The sequence below is a fragment of the Acidovorax sp. JMULE5 genome (assembly GCF_013376875.1).
GTDB classification, from domain to species: Bacteria; Pseudomonadota; Gammaproteobacteria; order Burkholderiales; family Burkholderiaceae_C; genus Acidovorax; species Acidovorax facilis.
On record NZ_CP035951.1, the window covers coordinates 3,471,332 to 3,485,497 of the forward strand.

The window sequence follows — 14,166 nt, forward strand, 5'->3', positions numbered from 1 at the left end:
TCGAGTCTTTGGAAACAGGGAAAGGCTTAACGGGGCTTGAGGGACTTGACGGCGGAGACGGTCAGTTGTCCCATGCCGCGCACTCCGATCGCAATCACGCTCCAGAGCGAGCGCAGCGGCTTGTCGCGCTGGCCCGTGCCCCAAGTGGCAATCCAGGCATCCGCCCGTGCAAAGGTCAGCGATGCCAGTTCGGCCTGCTGGCGCAGACTGAGGTTGTCGAACTTCACGCCCAGACGCCCCTTGCCACTGAACGTGACAACGGCCGGAAAAACACCTTCTTCGTCGGACCGGAACAGCGACACGGAAAGGCGGCTGCCCATGGGAATGTCGCTGTCCGCCGGAACGGACAGGCCCAGCCCGTGCTGCGAGAAATCTTCGGTCTTGCAAACCAGCGTGCGGCCGTTATCGAAGCGGATGACAGCGGGCAGGGCAGCCGCCACGCGCGGTGTGCCACGGATCTGGCGCGTCTCGCTGGCCACCGCCACACTGGCGCCCAGCAGGATGACGTTGTAGGTGGTCCAGACCATGTTGATGACCAGCGTGGTGGTTTCGTCGCCTGCGGAGGAGAACAGCTTCCAGATCCCCACCGCAAAACCCACCAGATTGATCACCAACAGCACCACATAAGGCCGTGCAATGGTCCAGTCGAAATAGGCTTTCTCGATCACGCCCCCCTTGGCCGTCACGTTGAACTTGCCCAGCTTGGGGTTGATGAAGGCAACGATCACCGGGCGCATGATGTACCAGGCCAGCACTGACTCGTACACCTCATTCCAGAACGAGTGGCGAAAGCGCCCCTGGATGCGGGAGTTGGTCACGCTGGCGTGGGCCAGGTGGGGCAGCGCATAGGCGGTGATCATCAGCGCCGTGGCCTGGAACACGTGGGCCCCGAAGAACAGGTAGGCCAGCGGTGCAGTCAGAAACACCAGGCGCGGCAGTCCGTAGAAGAAATGCAGCATTGCGTTCAGGTAGCACAGCCGCTGGCCGAACTTGAGACCCTTGCCAAAGAGCGGGTTGTCGGTACGCGCGATCTGCGCCATGCCCCGCGCCCAGCGAATGCGCTGGCCTACGTGGCCGGAAAGGCTCTCGGTGGCCAGGCCCGCAGCCTGAGGCACTTCGAGGTAAGCCGTGTTGTAGCCCAGGCGGCTGAGCTTGAGCGCCGTGTGGGCGTCCTCGGTCACGGTTTCTACCGCAATGCCACCCACTTCCAGCAACTCCTTGCGGCGGATGATGGCGCAGGAACCGCAGAAGAACGACGCGTTCCAGAGGTCGTTGCCGTCCTGGACGATGCCGTAGAACAACTCGCCCTCGTTGGGCATGCGGTGGAACGTGTCCAGGTTGCGCTCAAACGGATCGGGTGAGAAGAACACGTGCGGCGTCTGCAGCATGACCAGGTTGGTGTCCTTGAAGAACCAGCCCATGCAGACCTGCAGGAAGGAACGCGTGGGGATGTGGTCGCAGTCAAAGATGGCGATGTATTCGGAACTCGTGACTTTGAGCGCCGCGTTGATGTTGCCCGCCTTGGCGTGGTGGTTGTTGTCGCGGATCAGGTAGCCGACGCCCAGCTCTTCGCAGAACTCACGGAACTCGGGACGGCGGCCGTCGTCGAGCACATACACGTGCAGGCGATCGGCGGGCCAGTCCAGGCTCATGGCCGAGAACACCGTCTGGCGCACCACTTCAAGCGGCTCGTTGTAGGTCGGAATGAACACATCCACGCTGGGCCAGGTGCTGATGTCCTGGGGCATGGGAACCGGGCGGCGTTGCAGGGGCCACGCCGTCTGGAAGTAGCCAATGAGCAGCACCGCAAAGGCATACAGCTCTGCCAGCACCAGGCCATAGCCGAATGCCGCATCCAGCCAGTTGGTAAAGCCGATGGTGTCGGTAAAACGCCAGTAGATGTAACGCGACGAGGCCGAGATCGACAGCACGATCATCGCCAGCGTGGACAGGCGGCCGGGGGTCCTGCTCAGCAGCAAGGCCGCACCAAAAGAACCCACCGAAAAGAGAATCTGCCCCTGGAGATCCAGCGGTACGCTGATGACCAACCCCATCAGCAAGGCACTGAACACCACAGCCGCGACACGCGCTACGGGGTGCTGCCACAGATCCCACCCGGTGATGGCATGCACCACGGTGCGCCAGTGTGCCTGGGGACTGTGCGAATCGGCGTCAGCTACCTCGTCGGCCTGCGGGCGTTGGTCGATACTCATTGCGCGGCTCCAGCCAGTGGCAGTCGCAGGCGCTGCGCAAGGACGCGCGCGCACTTGCGCAGGTCATCGGCCGCCTGGCCTTGGGGGTCATACTCCAGCACGCTCTGGTCGTAGGCGAGCGCCTCGCGCACCGCCTGGTCTTCATGGACCACGCCCACCAGACGCTCACCCAGGTTGTCCTGCATCACACGCGTGATGTCTTTGGACAACTGGCGCGCGCCGTCCACCTGATTGAGCACGTACAGCGTTTCGGAAAAATCAGGGCGCGGTGTGCAATAGGTGTGCACCAGCCGCTGCATCAGGGCCAGCGCCGCATAAGATGCCGCATCGGGCAGGCTGACCACCACCACCACCTGGGCCGCCGACAGCGCCTGCTGCATATAAACAGAAGGACCGGGCGGCGTGTCGATCAGCACCACGGCATCCTCCGGAAGTTCCAGGCCCTGCAATTGCTGCTCCAGCCAGTTCGGGTGTGCGTCCAGGTGCCGCTCGAAAGCCACGCGGTCAGACTCGTTCACCACGCCATAAGGCAGCACATGCACGCCCGATGGGCTTTGCGCGCAGACCGAGCCCCAGTCTTCGCCTGCCAGGCTGGCGCGGGATACGCCGGCCAGAGAACGGGGATCGGCGCCGAAATGCAAGCCCAGCGCATTCTGGGGGTCCATGTCCACCACCAGCAACGTCGCAACACCTTCGCGCTGCAGTGCGGTGGCCAGGTTGGCAGTCAGGGTCGTCTTGCCCACGCCACCTTTGGCAGAAACGATGGCAATCACTTTCATAGGTGGCCCTTGCGAGGCTGCCAGGCGGGCGCTGGCGCAGCGCCGGCGGCCACGGGAGCACCCGCCAGACGCGCAAAAACCGATGGGAGGTCCACCGGCAAGGACTCCTGGTGCACGGCCTGCTCTTCAGCAACAGTCGGCGCAGCCTGTCCACGCAGGCCCGCAAGACCCGCCAGGGGGGAACGCGAGGCCAGCGCAGCCGCTGGCGGCAGACGGTCTGCCGCTACTGCTGCGGGCGCGGCCACCGGGCGGGGCAACTCGGCGGCGACGGGTGCAGTGCGCTGCACTGCCACAACGGGCTCTGGTCGCGCCGAAACGGAAGCCTGAGCCTGCTGGGGAAGCGGCGCCGCAGCGGTACCGGCGCTTCGGTCTACCGAGGGCACATCATCGGCCACGGCATTGCGCACGGCGGAGACAAGGGGCCAGCGCTCGTTGGAGAGTTGGTGCTCCTGCTTGCGGGCCAGCTCATGGTAGGGGTCTGCCTTGGCCCCAAACTGCTGAAAGAGGTTCACGATGTCGTCTGAGTGTTTCATGGGTCACCGCCAATGCCGCAACATATAGATCCGAAACCCGGTGCTCAGCGCGACAGCTGAAGGTGTACACACCCCCAGGCATCTGCAGGTGCGCACTGCACCACCTTGAGTTGCCCGGCACCCGCTTGGTCGAACCAGCTTTGGTAGACCCCTTCGAGGAAACCACCCGACCAATGCACGTGGTCCGGCCCGAATGCAGCAGATACGGGCGAGAGGCTGTGGTGGATGTTCAACTGCGCAACTTCCTGCGTCAAATCGACCCAGCCCCAGTCGATGCTCGTCCAGACCGCCGTCATGCTGCGCTGCAGGTCTTCCACAGTGGCACACGCTGGCAAAGGATGGTCTGCCGCAAACCGCGCGCCCACCCGGAACATCAGCGCGCGAAGGTCTTCCGGTGGCAGCGCAGCGACAAACTCCGCTGCAAGAGCCTGGAAAAACCCTCGCCATTGCACCGAACACTGCTGCCGGGCCAGGTGCGCGGCGATGTCGGGGCTCGAAGGCATGGAAACAATTTGAGACATGGTGCAAGCACGAGCAAGCTTCGGGCCCGTTTTTGACGGCCGTCAGCAAGATGAACTAAGGGTTTACCACGTGCATTTTTTGATACATGTGGTTTCAAACAGCGGTTTCGGGAATTCTAGAAGCCACGCCGTGACAAATGACGCTTGTGGCGACGAACCAAAGGTCAACTTAGTTCAACTGGCGGTAACTACGTAGAAGTTTGTGGGTGTCACGCCACAAGAATTAATTATTTACTATTTGGATTAGCCAATCCATAGTCTTAATTAATTAGAAAACCCCATTTGTGGGGGCGCACCACAATCGGCTAGAGGGCTAATGTGCCCCAGATGTTTCAGTCTGTCGCACCAAAAATGACCCCGCCCCCGAGGCAGACCTCCCCGTCGTACAAGACCGCACTCTGTCCCGGCGTCACCGCCCACTGCGCCTGTGGGAAACGCAGCTGAAAACCCGCGCCGTCCGCGCTGACGACGGTGCACGCGGCGTCCTGCTGCCGGTAGCGGGTCTTGGCGGCATAGTTCCCCGGCACAGGGGGGTGGCCGGACGTCCAGCTGGCATCTTGCGCCTCCAGGGCGGAGGAGAGCAGCCAGGGGTGGTCGTGCCCCTGCACCACGCGCAGCGTGTTCTTGGCCAGGTCCTTGCGGGCCACAAACCAGGGCGCATGCTCGCCGCCGCCACGTTGTGCGCCCTTCTCCTTGATTCCGCCGATGCCCAGGCCCTGGCGCTGGCCCAAGGTGTAGAACGACAAGCCCACATGCTGGCCCAGCTTGCGGCCCCGGTCGTCCAGGATGGGGCCGGGCTCATGGCTGATGTAACGGTTCAGGAACTCGCGGAACGGCCGCTCGCCAATGAAGCAGATGCCCGTGGAATCCTTCTTCTTGGCATTGGGCAGGCCAATCTCCTCGGCGATCCGGCGCACCTCGGTCTTGTGCAACTCGCCCACCGGGAACAGCGTCTTGGACAGCTGCGCCTGGTTCAGGCGGTGCAGAAAGTAGCTCTGGTCCTTGGAGGGATCCAGCCCCTTGAGCAGCTCGAACAGGCCGGAGGATGGGTTCTGACGCACGCGGGCGTAGTGCCCCGTGGCGATCTTCTCCGCGCCCAGGCGCATGGCATGGTCCAGAAAAGCCTTGAACTTGATCTCGGCGTTGCACAACACGTCTGGGTTGGGCGTGCGGCCCGCCTGGTACTCGCGCAAGAACTCGGCAAAGACGCGGTCCTTGTAGTCGGCTGCGAAGTTGACGTGTTCGATCTCGATGCCGATCACGTCAGCCACGGCGGCGGCGTCCACGAAGTCGATGTTGGACGAGCAGTATTCGCTGTCGTCGTCATCTTCCCAGTTCTTCATGAAGATGCCGACGACTTCGTGGCCCTGTTGCTTGAGCAGGTGGGCGGTCACGGCAGAGTCCACTCCGCCCGAAAGGCCCACGACAACACGTTGTTTGGGCGGTTTGGTATTGGCAGTCATTGCCCCGATTGTATTTTTTGCGCCGTGGCAGCACTGCGTGGGCGCACAGAACGCGTAGCCACCAGCAGGTCATAGAGCTGCTGCGCAGCGGGCGACAGCGATTTGCCCCTGCGTTTGATCAGCCCCATCTGGCGCGTCACCACGGGCTCGATCAGCGGAATACTCACCAGCGTGGGATGGTCCTTGCCCGGCATGGCCAGGCTGGGCACGGCAGCCACGCCCAGGCCCGCCTCCACCAGGCCGAGCAGCGTGGTCACGTGCTTGGCCTCGTACAGGCACTGGGGGCGGTCGGGCACGTTGGCCAGCGCCAGGTCCATCAACAGACGGTTTCCCGAGGTCTTGCCCACCGACATGAAGTCGTGCTGGCCCAGCTCTGCCCAGGTGACCTTCTTGCGCCGCGCCAGCACATGGTCGCGCCGGCAGGCGGCTACGAAGCGCTCGGCAAGCACGGGCTTGAACTCGATCTCGGCCTCCTGGCTGCCGATGAAATTGAGGCCAAAGTCGGCATCGCCCTGCGCCACGGCCACCAGCACCTCGTTGGCGCTGGCGTCGTGCACCTTGACGCGGATTTTCGGAAACCGCTCGTGGTAGCGCTTGACCACCTGCGGCAAAAAGTAATACACGGCCGACGGCACGCAGGCAATCGTCACCTCGCCCATGCGGCGCGCGGCCACGTCGCCCAGGCCCATGAGCATGCCGTCCAGGTCATCCAGCCACACGCGGGTCTTGCGCGCAAAGTCACGGCCCACGGCCGTGAGCGTGACACGGCGGGTGGTGCGGTCAAGCAGGCGCACGCCCAGGGCTTCTTCGAGCTTGTCGATGCGACGGCTGAAGGCAGGCTGCGACAAGTGGATCGCCTCGGCCGCAGCACGAAAGCTCTGCAGCTCAGCCACCGCGGCAAAGGCCTGGATGTCAGCAAGATCGAATTTGTTGTTCATGGGCATGGGCTTTCAAGACGTTTCGCTGTTGCGCAGCACGCATCAAACGATCAGAACATTGCAATTCACGAACGTGATTTCACCATGTACAAGGGCTCATAGCCTATTGCGCTGCGTGCATCAATCATTGTCAACAATGCAATTCACAGAACAGATGAAGCGTCGCACCATGCCGACCCATGAGCTACAACCTTCCTTGCGTTCTGATGCGTGGCGGCACTTCCCGGGGGCCGTTCTTCCTGGCCGACTGGCTGCCGCAAGACCCTGCGGCGCGCGACCGCACCCTGATCGCCGCGCTGGGCTCGCCGCATGAATTGCAGATTGACGGCCTGGGCGGAGGAAACTCGCTGACCAGCAAGGTGGCGATCGTTTCCAGGTCGGTACATGCCGACTGCGATGTGGACTACCTCTTCGCCCAAGTCAGTGTGGAAGAGGCCCGCGTGGACACGCGGCCCAACTGCGGCAACATGCTGGCGGGCGTGGGGCCCTTTGCCATCGAGCAGGGGCTGGTGCCCGCTTCCGGCCATGGAAACACCACCACGGTACGGGTCTACAACGTCAACACCCGTTCACGCATTGATGTGCAGGTGTGTACCGCTGGCGGACGGGTGCACTACGACGGCGATGTGCATATTGACGGCGTGCAGGGCACTGCGGCACCGGTGCTGATGAACTTCCTGGACGCCTGGGGCGCCGTCACGGGCCAGATTTTCCCGACCGGCCAGCGCATCGACACCATCCACGGCCTGCAGGTCACCTGTATCGATGCAGCACAGGTCATGGTGCTGGTGCGCGCAGCCGACCTGGACCTGCGTGGCAACGAGAGCCCTGCAGAGCTGGATGCCAATGCCGAACTGCTTTCCAGGCTGGAAGCCCTGCGATGCGAAGCCGGCCTGCGGATGGGCATGGGCGATGTGTCGAACAGCGTGCTGCCCAAGCCCGTGATCGTGTCTGCAGGCGATCAACCAGGCAGCGTCGTCTCGCGCTATTTCACACCCCACCGCTGCCACCGCTCACACGCCGTGACCGGTGCGATTGGCGTGGCTGCTGCCCACGTGCTGCCAGGCACGGTGATCACCGACTCCCTGCAGCACGCCATTGCAGGCACACGCCGTGTGGAAGTGCTGCACCCCGCCGGCCGCATTCATGTAGACGTGGAACTCACCGAAGTGGACGGCCAATTCAAGCTGGTGCAGGCCGCGCTGGTTCGCACGGCGCGAAAAATTCTGGAGGGCACGCTGTTCGTTTCAGAAAACGCATTCACCCACTGATTTCACACCCCAACCCTTTGGATGACAGGAGACAAAAAATGATTCGCCAACACTTTGTGCCATCGCGCGCACGCCGCACCCTGCTCACCGCGGCGGCCCTCGCCACCGCTGTGCAAATGATCCCCACCCTGGCACATGCGGCCTATCCCGACAAGCCCATCACGCTCGTGGTGCCGACCGCCGCTGGCGGTGGCAACGATGGCATGGCGCGCGTGGTGGCGCTCAAGCTTTCCACCCTGCTGGGGCAACAGGTCATTGTGGAGAACAAGGCGGGCGCCAACGGTGCCATTGCGGCGGAGTTTGTGGCCCGCGCGGCGCCCGATGGCCACACGATTCTTTTTGGCTACATCGGCACCCACGGCATGAGCCCTGCGCTGCAAAAGCTGCGCTACGACCCCATCACGCAGTTCGAGCCCATTGGCATGGTGAGCTACTCGCCCACGCTCATGGTGGTTCACCCCAAGGTGCCAGCCAAGTCGGTGGGCGAGCTGGTGGCGTTGACCAAAGCCAAGCCCCAGGACTTCAACTACGCCTCGGCCGGCAACGGCACAGCCCCGCACTTCTCCGCCGAAATCTTCAAGCTGGAAAGCGGTGCGCAAATGGCCCACGTGCCCTACCGGGGTGCCGCGCCCGCGATGAATGACACCATGGCCGGGCAGACCCAGGTCATGTTCCCCAGCCTGTTCTCAGCCTACCCCCACGTCAAGAACGGCAAGCTGCGCGCCCTGGCGCTGGCAGGCCCCAAGCGTTCATCGCTGTTGCCCGATGTGCCCACGCTGGAAGAGGCGGGCGTGAAAGGCGTCGAGATCACGCAGTGGTACGCCCTGTTTGCGCCCGGCAAAACGCCCAAGCCCGTCGTCGATCAGCTCAACAAAGCGCTCAACACCGCCCTGGCGGACAAGGACGTGGCACGGCGCATTGAAGAACAAGGCGCCGTGGTGGACCCCAGCACGCCCGAGCAATTGGCCCTGACCGTACGCCAGGAGATCGCCAAGTGGAAGGGCGTCGTGCACAAAGCCCAGCTCACCCCCGATTGAGGCCCCAGAAATACCCTCGCACCCGTTTCAGATTTCAATCAGGCAGGAGACATCTATGAGAAAAAGAATAGGCAACATCGGTGCGCTTTGTGCCGCACTGGCCAGCAGCTGCATCGCGGCACAAACCAGCGGCGTCACGCTGTATGGAACCGTGGACCTGGGGCTGCGCCACGGCAGCGGCCTCACGGCGGCCAATGCGGCAGCCCCCGGTTCGTCGCACAGCCTGGGCAGCGGCATACACACCACCAGCCGCTGGGGGCTTCGCGGCAGCGAAGACCTGGGGGGCGGTGCCAAGGCGCTGTTCCAGTTCGAGAGCGGACTGAACGCCGACACCGGCGCTTCTGCCAACGCCAGCAAGACCTTTGATCGCGCATCCTGGGTCGGTCTGGAGGGCGGATGGGGCACGCTGGCCCTGGGCCGCCAGACCACCACACTGGCGGATGCCATCTCGCCCGTGGACCCGCTGGGCATGCGCTTTGCCAGCTTCAACCCCAGCATCGGCGTGGCCGCGCTCAGCCAGCATGGCCTGGGCATCGAGTTCGGCAGTGCGGGGTCCACGTCAGGCTCGTACCGGCTGGACAACGCGATCAAGTACACAGCGCGATTTGGCGGCCTCACCGCACGGGCGATGTTGGGCACGGGTGAAGTGGCTGGAAAGACATCGGCCCTGTCGTCGCGCGGGGTCGGCATGGCCTATGCGGCCAGCGGCGTCACACTGTCGGGCGCATTCCAGACCTTCAAGGACACGAACCAGCGCACCCTGGACGGAGCCACCCTGGGCGCGGCCTACCAATGGAACACCGTGCGCCTGGCGGCCAACGCGGCACGCAGCGAGGCCGAGACAGCGGTCGGCAAACACACGGTGCAGCGCGTGTTCTCGGCAGGCGCGACCTGGTCCGTCACGCCCCTGTTCGATCTGACGGCGGCCTACTACAAGGTGGACCGCTCGCGCACCGGCTCCGCCGACGACGGCTATGGCCGCCTGGTGACGTTTGCCGAATACAAGCTCTCGCGCCGCACAAAGGTGTATGCCGAGCTGGATAACACCCGCTGGCGCAGCGGCTTCCAGGGCGCGGCGAACAAGGCCACGGCCACCGGCATCTCCGCCGGTGTGGTGCATACGTTCTGAACCTGCCTTACACGAACTTGCCGGTGATGCCCCCGTCCACCACCAGCTCGGTGCCGGTCACGTAGGCGGCGGCATCGCTGGCAAGGAAGGCGCAGGCATGCGCCACATCCCACGCCGTGCCCATGCGGCCCATGGGCACCTGCCGGGCGCGCGCGGCGCGGGCCTCGTCGAGGCTGGTGTCAGAGAACATCTTCGCCACCGTGGTGGCAATGCGCGGCGTGTCGATGAGCCCGGGCACCACTGTGTTGGCGCGCACGCCCTGGCCCGCGTACTGCTGCGCCACCATGCGCGTGAAGTGCGTGACGGCCGCCTTGGTCACGCCATAGGCCAGGTGCGGGTAGCCGAGGTAGCGCATGCCCGCGATGGACGAGATCGCAATGATGGAACCCCGCCCGCGCTCCACCATGGCGGGCAGCACCTGCTGGCAGGCCAGCAGCAGGCTGTTCACATTGACGGAATGGATGCGGTCGAAGTCTTCAACGCTCGTCTCCAGCGGGCCGCCGGTCTTGCCGATGCCCACGTTGTGGTGCAGCACGTCGATGGCGCCGCCGAAGCGCTCGCGCGCCTCGGCAAACAGGCGCTGCACATCGGCCGCGTCCGCCACGTCGCCCACCAGGGTGGCGGCCGTGCCGCCCTCGGCGTGGCTGAGCGCCGTGGTCTCCTCAGCCGAGGCCGCGTCGCGGTCTACCACGCACACGCTGGCGCCCAGGCGCGCGTAGGTCACGCAGGCGGCGCGGCCAATACTCCACCCGGGGCCGGCGGACCCGCCACCTGCCACGAAGACCACGCGGCCCGACAGGTCGAGCGGCAGGGCGGGATGATGGCCTGGCTGCGCGCTCATGCGTCCGTGCCCTGGCCGGCACTGCCGCCGACGAAGGGAATGGCGTGCTCCACCGTGTCCCAGATGAAGCGGCCCGAGGGGCTCTGCTGCTCTTCCACGATGTGCGCCACCAGCCCGGCCGCGCGCGAGATCACGGCAAAGCCGCGCATTACGGCCGTGGGCACGCCGATCTCGCCCAGCAGCGCGGCCACCGCGCCTGTGGCGTTGATGGTGATGGAGCGGCCTGCAACCGCGTCCACGGCTTTGGACAGCATCTCCAGCGCGCGGATCTTGTCGCCCTTCAGCTCGGGTTCGGCACGGCCCATTTCCAGCAGCTTGTAGGCGCGCGGGTCCACGGGCTTGTGCAGGTGGTGGCCGAAGCCCGGCACGGGCGATTTGAGCCCTTTGTAGTGGCGTGCAATGGCCAGCGCTTCAGCCTCGGGGTCCTGGGCCGCCGCGATGCGGTCGAGCAGGCCCGAGCAGTTCTCCATGGTGCCCACGAAGGAGCTGCCCACGGCCAGCAGGCCCGCGCTTACGGCGCCCTGCAGGTTCTCGGGCGCGCTCATGTAGATGAGCCGCGTGGCAATGGCGCTGGGCGTGAGGCCGTGCTCCATGAGCACGATGAGCACCACGTCGGTGATGCGCAGGTCCACGCCGCGCGGCGTGCGGCCCAGGATCTGCATCAGCATCACCTCAGTGAAGGTCTTCTTCCCCATCAGGTCCTCGACCAGGTCCGCATCGCGGTAATGCAGGCTGGTGAGGGTGTGGGTGCACAGGCGGGTGACGGGGGTCTTGGAAGCAGGGTGGGTCATGAAATGGGTTCCTTCATTCAGACAGTGGCCGTACCAGCTAGGGCAGCCAGGGCCGCATCGCGTACGGCAGACTTGAGCACCTTGCCCACAGGCGAGCGAGGCAGGCTCTCGTGAAAATGGATGCGCTTGGGCGTCTGCACCGGTCCCAGGCGTTCGCGCACAAAGGCGATCAGCTCGGCCTCGCTCGCCGCTTCGCCGGGGCGCAGCTGCACGGCGGCCTGCACGGTCTCACCCCACTTGTCGTCGGGCAGGCCGAACACGGTGCATTCGTGCACCGCAGGGTGCTGGCCCAACGCGTTCTCCACGTCCACGGGGTAGACGTTGAAACCGCCAGTGATCACCATGTCCTTGAGCCGGTCCTTGAGATAGAGAAACCCCCGCTCGTCGATCAGGCCCCGGTCGCCCGTGTGCAGCCAGCCGTCCACCAGGGTCTCGGCCGTCTTCTCGGGCAGGCGCCAGTAGCCGGTCATCAGCAGGTCGCCGCGCGCCACCACCTCGCCCACCTCGCCCGGGGGCAGCAGGCGGCCATCGGGCGCCATGATGGCCACGTCGCTGAACCAGGTGGTGCGGCCCACCGATGCCAGGTTGCGCTCGTCCTCGAAGTCCTCGGGGCACAGCACGGTCAAGATCTGCGGCGCCTCGGTCTGTCCGTAGGTGGTGCCCAGCACCGGGCCGAAGAACTCGCGCACCTGGCGGATCTTCTCGGGAGGCATGGGCGCGCCGCCGTAGATGAGCTGGCGCAGGCGCGGAAAGTCCTTGCGCGAGGCGCCGGGCAGCGCCATCAGCATGTAGACCAGCGTGGGCGGCATGAAGCACACGGTGCCGCCGCGCTCGCGGAACGCCGTGCGCACCGCCTCGGCGCCCGCGCCCGCCAGCACCACGTGGCAGCCGCCCTGCGCCAGGATGGGCAGGATGTACGTGGAGGTGCCGTGTGTGATGGGTGCGGCCACGATGTAGCGCTCGTGCTCGTCAAAGCCCCAGGCGTGGATCTGGTTGGTTATGTTGGCCATCCACGCGCGGTATGGCTGCATCACGCCCTTGGGTGCGCCCGTGGTGCCGCCAGTGAACTTGATGGCCTGGGTGGCGTCGTCCGGCAGGTCCAGCTGCGGGCGTAGCGCACCAGCGTGCGCAGCGGCCAAGCCGGCCAGCGTGGTGGCCCCCTCGGTGGCCTGCGCGCCGGTCAGCACGCGGGTGCCGGGCGCGCCTTCGAGCAGGTCAGCGCACGCGGCGTCCAGCACCAGCAGGGTGGGCTCGGTCGCGTCGATGATGCGGCGGATCTCGGGCCGCGTGCTCTTGGGGTTAAGCGGCACCCACACCTTGCCGCAGGCCAGCACGGCCAGCAGCGCGGCGATGTGGTCGGCGCTGTTGCCCGCGCAGATGCCCACGCGGCTTTGGGGCGTGGGGTCGATAGCGGTGAAGCCCGCCGCGAGCGCGGCCACGCGGGCGGCCAGCGCGTCGTAGCGGATGGCGCCCTCGGGCGCGTCGATGGCAATGCGGTCAGGCCAGCGCTGGGCAGCCCGCCAGAAGAAGTCGATGGGGAACATGAAGGCAGGTAGGTTGTGTGGGTGATCTGTCACTCGGCCGATGCGCCCGATTCCTTCACCACTTCGCGCCAGCGCTTGATCTCGGCGGCAGCAAACTGGCGCATCTTGTCGGGCGTGCCACCATCGGGCGTGGCGGCCAGCTCCTGCAGGCGCGTGCGCACCTCGGGCTGGGCCAGCACCTTGTTCAGGGCCGTGTTGACCTGCTCGATCACGGCGCGCGGCGTGCCCGCCGGTGCGGCCAGGCCAAACCACGACTGCACGTCAAAGCCCGTGTAGCCCGACTCGGCCAGCGTGGGCACATCCGGCAGCAGGGGCGAGCGCTGGGCGCTGGTGATGGCAATGGCGCGCAGCTTGCCCGCCTGCACATGCGGCAGGGCCGACGGCGTGTTGTCGAACATCGAATCCACCTGGCCGCCCAGCAGGTCGGTGACGGCGGGTGCGCTGCCCCGGTAGGGCACATGCAGCATCTTGAGCTTGGACTGCATCTTGAACATCTCGCCAGAGAGGTGGATGGACGAGCCGCTGCCCGAGGACGCAAACGTGATGCCGTCCTTGGACTCCTTGGCGTAGCGCACGTAGTCGGCCAGGTTCTTGATGGGCAGCTTGGGGTTGACCACCAGGATGTTCGGGATCTTGGCGATCATGCCGATGGGCTCGAAGTCCTTGACCGGGTCGTAGCCCAGCTTGGGGTAGAGCGTGGCGTTGATGGTGTTGGCGATGGTGTAAACGTAGAGCGTGTAGCCATCCGCCGGCGCGCGCGCCACGGCCTCTGCGCCCACGTTGCTGTTGGCACCGGCGCGGTTGTCCACCACCACCGGCTGGCCCAACTGGTCGCTGAGCTTCACGGCCACCAGGCGCGCAATCACGTCTGTGGCGCCGCCCGCCGCATAGCCCACCACCAGCTTGACCGGCTTGGCGGGCCAGCCGGAAGCATTGGGCTGGGCCTGCAGTGGCATGGCAGCGCCGCAGGCAAACGTGGCTGCCAGCGCCAGCAGGGCACGGCGTGGCAGGGATGGCGAAGCTTTGCGCTGACCCAGCGCGGCGGGGGTGTGTGGGCTCATGGTGTCTGTCTCCGGTGGTTCTTGGAAAAATGCCGTCTTGACGCC

General features: G+C 65.4%; 12 protein-coding genes and 1 pseudogene. 3 read left to right on the forward strand and 10 right to left on the reverse strand.

Features of this window, described 5'->3' with window-relative positions; translation table 11 throughout:
- Positions 1-26: 26 nt before the first annotated feature.
- The 6 genes from bcsA to EXV95_RS15810 all read right to left on the reverse strand — a co-directional run bounded on the left by bcsA (position 27) and on the right by EXV95_RS15810 (position 6,447).
- Entirely contained in the window at positions 27-2,213 is a 2,187-nt protein-coding gene (gene bcsA / locus EXV95_RS15785) for a UDP-forming cellulose synthase catalytic subunit (protein ID WP_055400303.1), read from the reverse strand.
- Positions 2,210-2,992: a cellulose biosynthesis protein BcsQ gene (bcsQ, locus tag EXV95_RS15790; protein ID WP_176887562.1), complete on the reverse strand. Its 783-nt coding sequence runs from the start codon at positions 2,990-2,992 to the stop codon at positions 2,210-2,212. Before bcsQ ends, bcsA begins: the two co-directional genes overlap by 4 nt.
- Entirely contained in the window at positions 2,989-3,525 is a 537-nt protein-coding gene (gene bcsP / locus EXV95_RS15795; RefSeq protein ID WP_121508143.1) for a cellulose biosynthesis protein BcsP, read from the reverse strand. Before bcsP ends, bcsQ begins: the two co-directional genes overlap by 4 nt.
- Positions 3,526-3,569: 44 nt before the next feature.
- The gene (gene bcsD, locus EXV95_RS15800; protein WP_255484756.1) at positions 3,570-4,046 is read right to left on the reverse strand and encodes a cellulose biosynthesis protein BcsD; all 477 of its coding nucleotides are present in this window, start codon (positions 4,044-4,046) and stop codon (positions 3,570-3,572) included.
- Between the two features lie 332 nt (positions 4,047-4,378).
- Positions 4,379-5,509, reverse strand: coding sequence for a tRNA 2-thiouridine(34) synthase MnmA (gene mnmA, locus EXV95_RS15805; RefSeq protein ID WP_176887563.1), 1,131 nt, complete (start codon positions 5,507-5,509; stop codon positions 4,379-4,381).
- Positions 5,506-6,447: a LysR family transcriptional regulator gene (locus tag EXV95_RS15810; RefSeq protein WP_055398073.1), complete on the reverse strand. Its 942-nt coding sequence runs from the start codon at positions 6,445-6,447 to the stop codon at positions 5,506-5,508. Before EXV95_RS15810 ends, mnmA begins: the two co-directional genes overlap by 4 nt.
- 179 nt (positions 6,448-6,626) lie before the next feature.
- Between EXV95_RS15810 and EXV95_RS15815 the strand changes: the two are divergent.
- From EXV95_RS15815 to EXV95_RS15825, 3 genes and pseudogenes are all read left to right on the forward strand, one after another.
- A pseudogene (locus EXV95_RS15815) lies at positions 6,627-7,715 on the forward strand (4-oxalomesaconate tautomerase); the annotation flags it as partial.
- Between the two features lie 41 nt (positions 7,716-7,756).
- On the forward strand, positions 7,757-8,755 hold the full coding sequence (locus EXV95_RS15820; RefSeq protein WP_370460079.1) for a Bug family tripartite tricarboxylate transporter substrate binding protein: 999 nt from the start codon (positions 7,757-7,759) through the stop codon (positions 8,753-8,755).
- Between the two features lie 55 nt (positions 8,756-8,810).
- Positions 8,811-9,884, forward strand: coding sequence for a porin (locus EXV95_RS15825; RefSeq protein ID WP_176887565.1), 1,074 nt, complete (start codon positions 8,811-8,813; stop codon positions 9,882-9,884).
- Between the two features lie 7 nt (positions 9,885-9,891).
- On the opposite strand, the gene EXV95_RS15830 is transcribed toward EXV95_RS15825, so the two are convergent.
- From EXV95_RS15830 to EXV95_RS15845, 4 genes are read right to left on the reverse strand one after another with little or no spacing between them, the layout of a single operon-like run.
- Positions 9,892-10,725 (reverse strand): SDR family NAD(P)-dependent oxidoreductase, encoded by an 834-nt coding sequence (locus tag EXV95_RS15830; RefSeq protein WP_176887566.1) that lies wholly within the window; start codon positions 10,723-10,725, stop codon positions 9,892-9,894.
- Entirely contained in the window at positions 10,722-11,516 is a 795-nt protein-coding gene (locus tag EXV95_RS15835; RefSeq protein WP_176887567.1) for a citryl-CoA lyase, read from the reverse strand. Before EXV95_RS15835 ends, EXV95_RS15830 begins: the two co-directional genes overlap by 4 nt.
- Positions 11,517-11,533: 17 nt before the next feature.
- Positions 11,534-13,060, reverse strand: a complete 1,527-nt coding sequence (locus EXV95_RS15840; protein WP_176887568.1) for a class I adenylate-forming enzyme family protein — start codon at positions 13,058-13,060, stop codon at positions 11,534-11,536.
- A gap of 29 nt (positions 13,061-13,089) precedes the next feature.
- Positions 13,090-14,121, reverse strand: a complete 1,032-nt coding sequence (locus EXV95_RS15845; protein WP_176887569.1) for a tripartite tricarboxylate transporter substrate binding protein — start codon at positions 14,119-14,121, stop codon at positions 13,090-13,092.
- Positions 14,122-14,166 lie beyond the last annotated feature (45 nt).

Bases quoted from the DNA above. Each gene is read 5' to 3' on its own strand.
- EXV95_RS15830 (WP_176887566.1), bottom strand. From the start codon at position 10,725: ATGAGCGCGCAGCCAGGCCATCATCCCGCCCTGCCGCTCGACCTGTCG.
- EXV95_RS15810 (WP_055398073.1), bottom strand. From the start codon at position 6,447: ATGAACAACAAATTCGATCTTGCTGACATCCAGGCCTTTGCCGCGGTG.
- bcsQ (WP_176887562.1), bottom strand. From the start codon at position 2,992: ATGAAAGTGATTGCCATCGTTTCTGCCAAAGGTGGCGTGGGCAAGACG.
- EXV95_RS15845 (WP_176887569.1), bottom strand. From the start codon at position 14,121: ATGAGCCCACACACCCCCGCCGCGCTGGGTCAGCGCAAAGCTTCGCCA.
- EXV95_RS15840 (WP_176887568.1), bottom strand. From the start codon at position 13,060: ATGTTCCCCATCGACTTCTTCTGGCGGGCTGCCCAGCGCTGGCCTGAC.
- EXV95_RS15825 (WP_176887565.1), top strand. From the start codon at position 8,811: ATGAGAAAAAGAATAGGCAACATCGGTGCGCTTTGTGCCGCACTGGCC.
- bcsD (WP_255484756.1), bottom strand. From the start codon at position 4,046: ATGTCTCAAATTGTTTCCATGCCTTCGAGCCCCGACATCGCCGCGCAC.
- bcsA (WP_055400303.1), bottom strand. From the start codon at position 2,213: ATGAGTATCGACCAACGCCCGCAGGCCGACGAGGTAGCTGACGCCGAT.
- EXV95_RS15820 (WP_370460079.1), top strand. From the start codon at position 7,757: ATGATTCGCCAACACTTTGTGCCATCGCGCGCACGCCGCACCCTGCTC.
- bcsP (WP_121508143.1), bottom strand. From the start codon at position 3,525: ATGAAACACTCAGACGACATCGTGAACCTCTTTCAGCAGTTTGGGGCC.
- mnmA (WP_176887563.1), bottom strand. From the start codon at position 5,509: ATGACTGCCAATACCAAACCGCCCAAACAACGTGTTGTCGTGGGCCTT.
- EXV95_RS15835 (WP_176887567.1), bottom strand. From the start codon at position 11,516: ATGACCCACCCTGCTTCCAAGACCCCCGTCACCCGCCTGTGCACCCAC.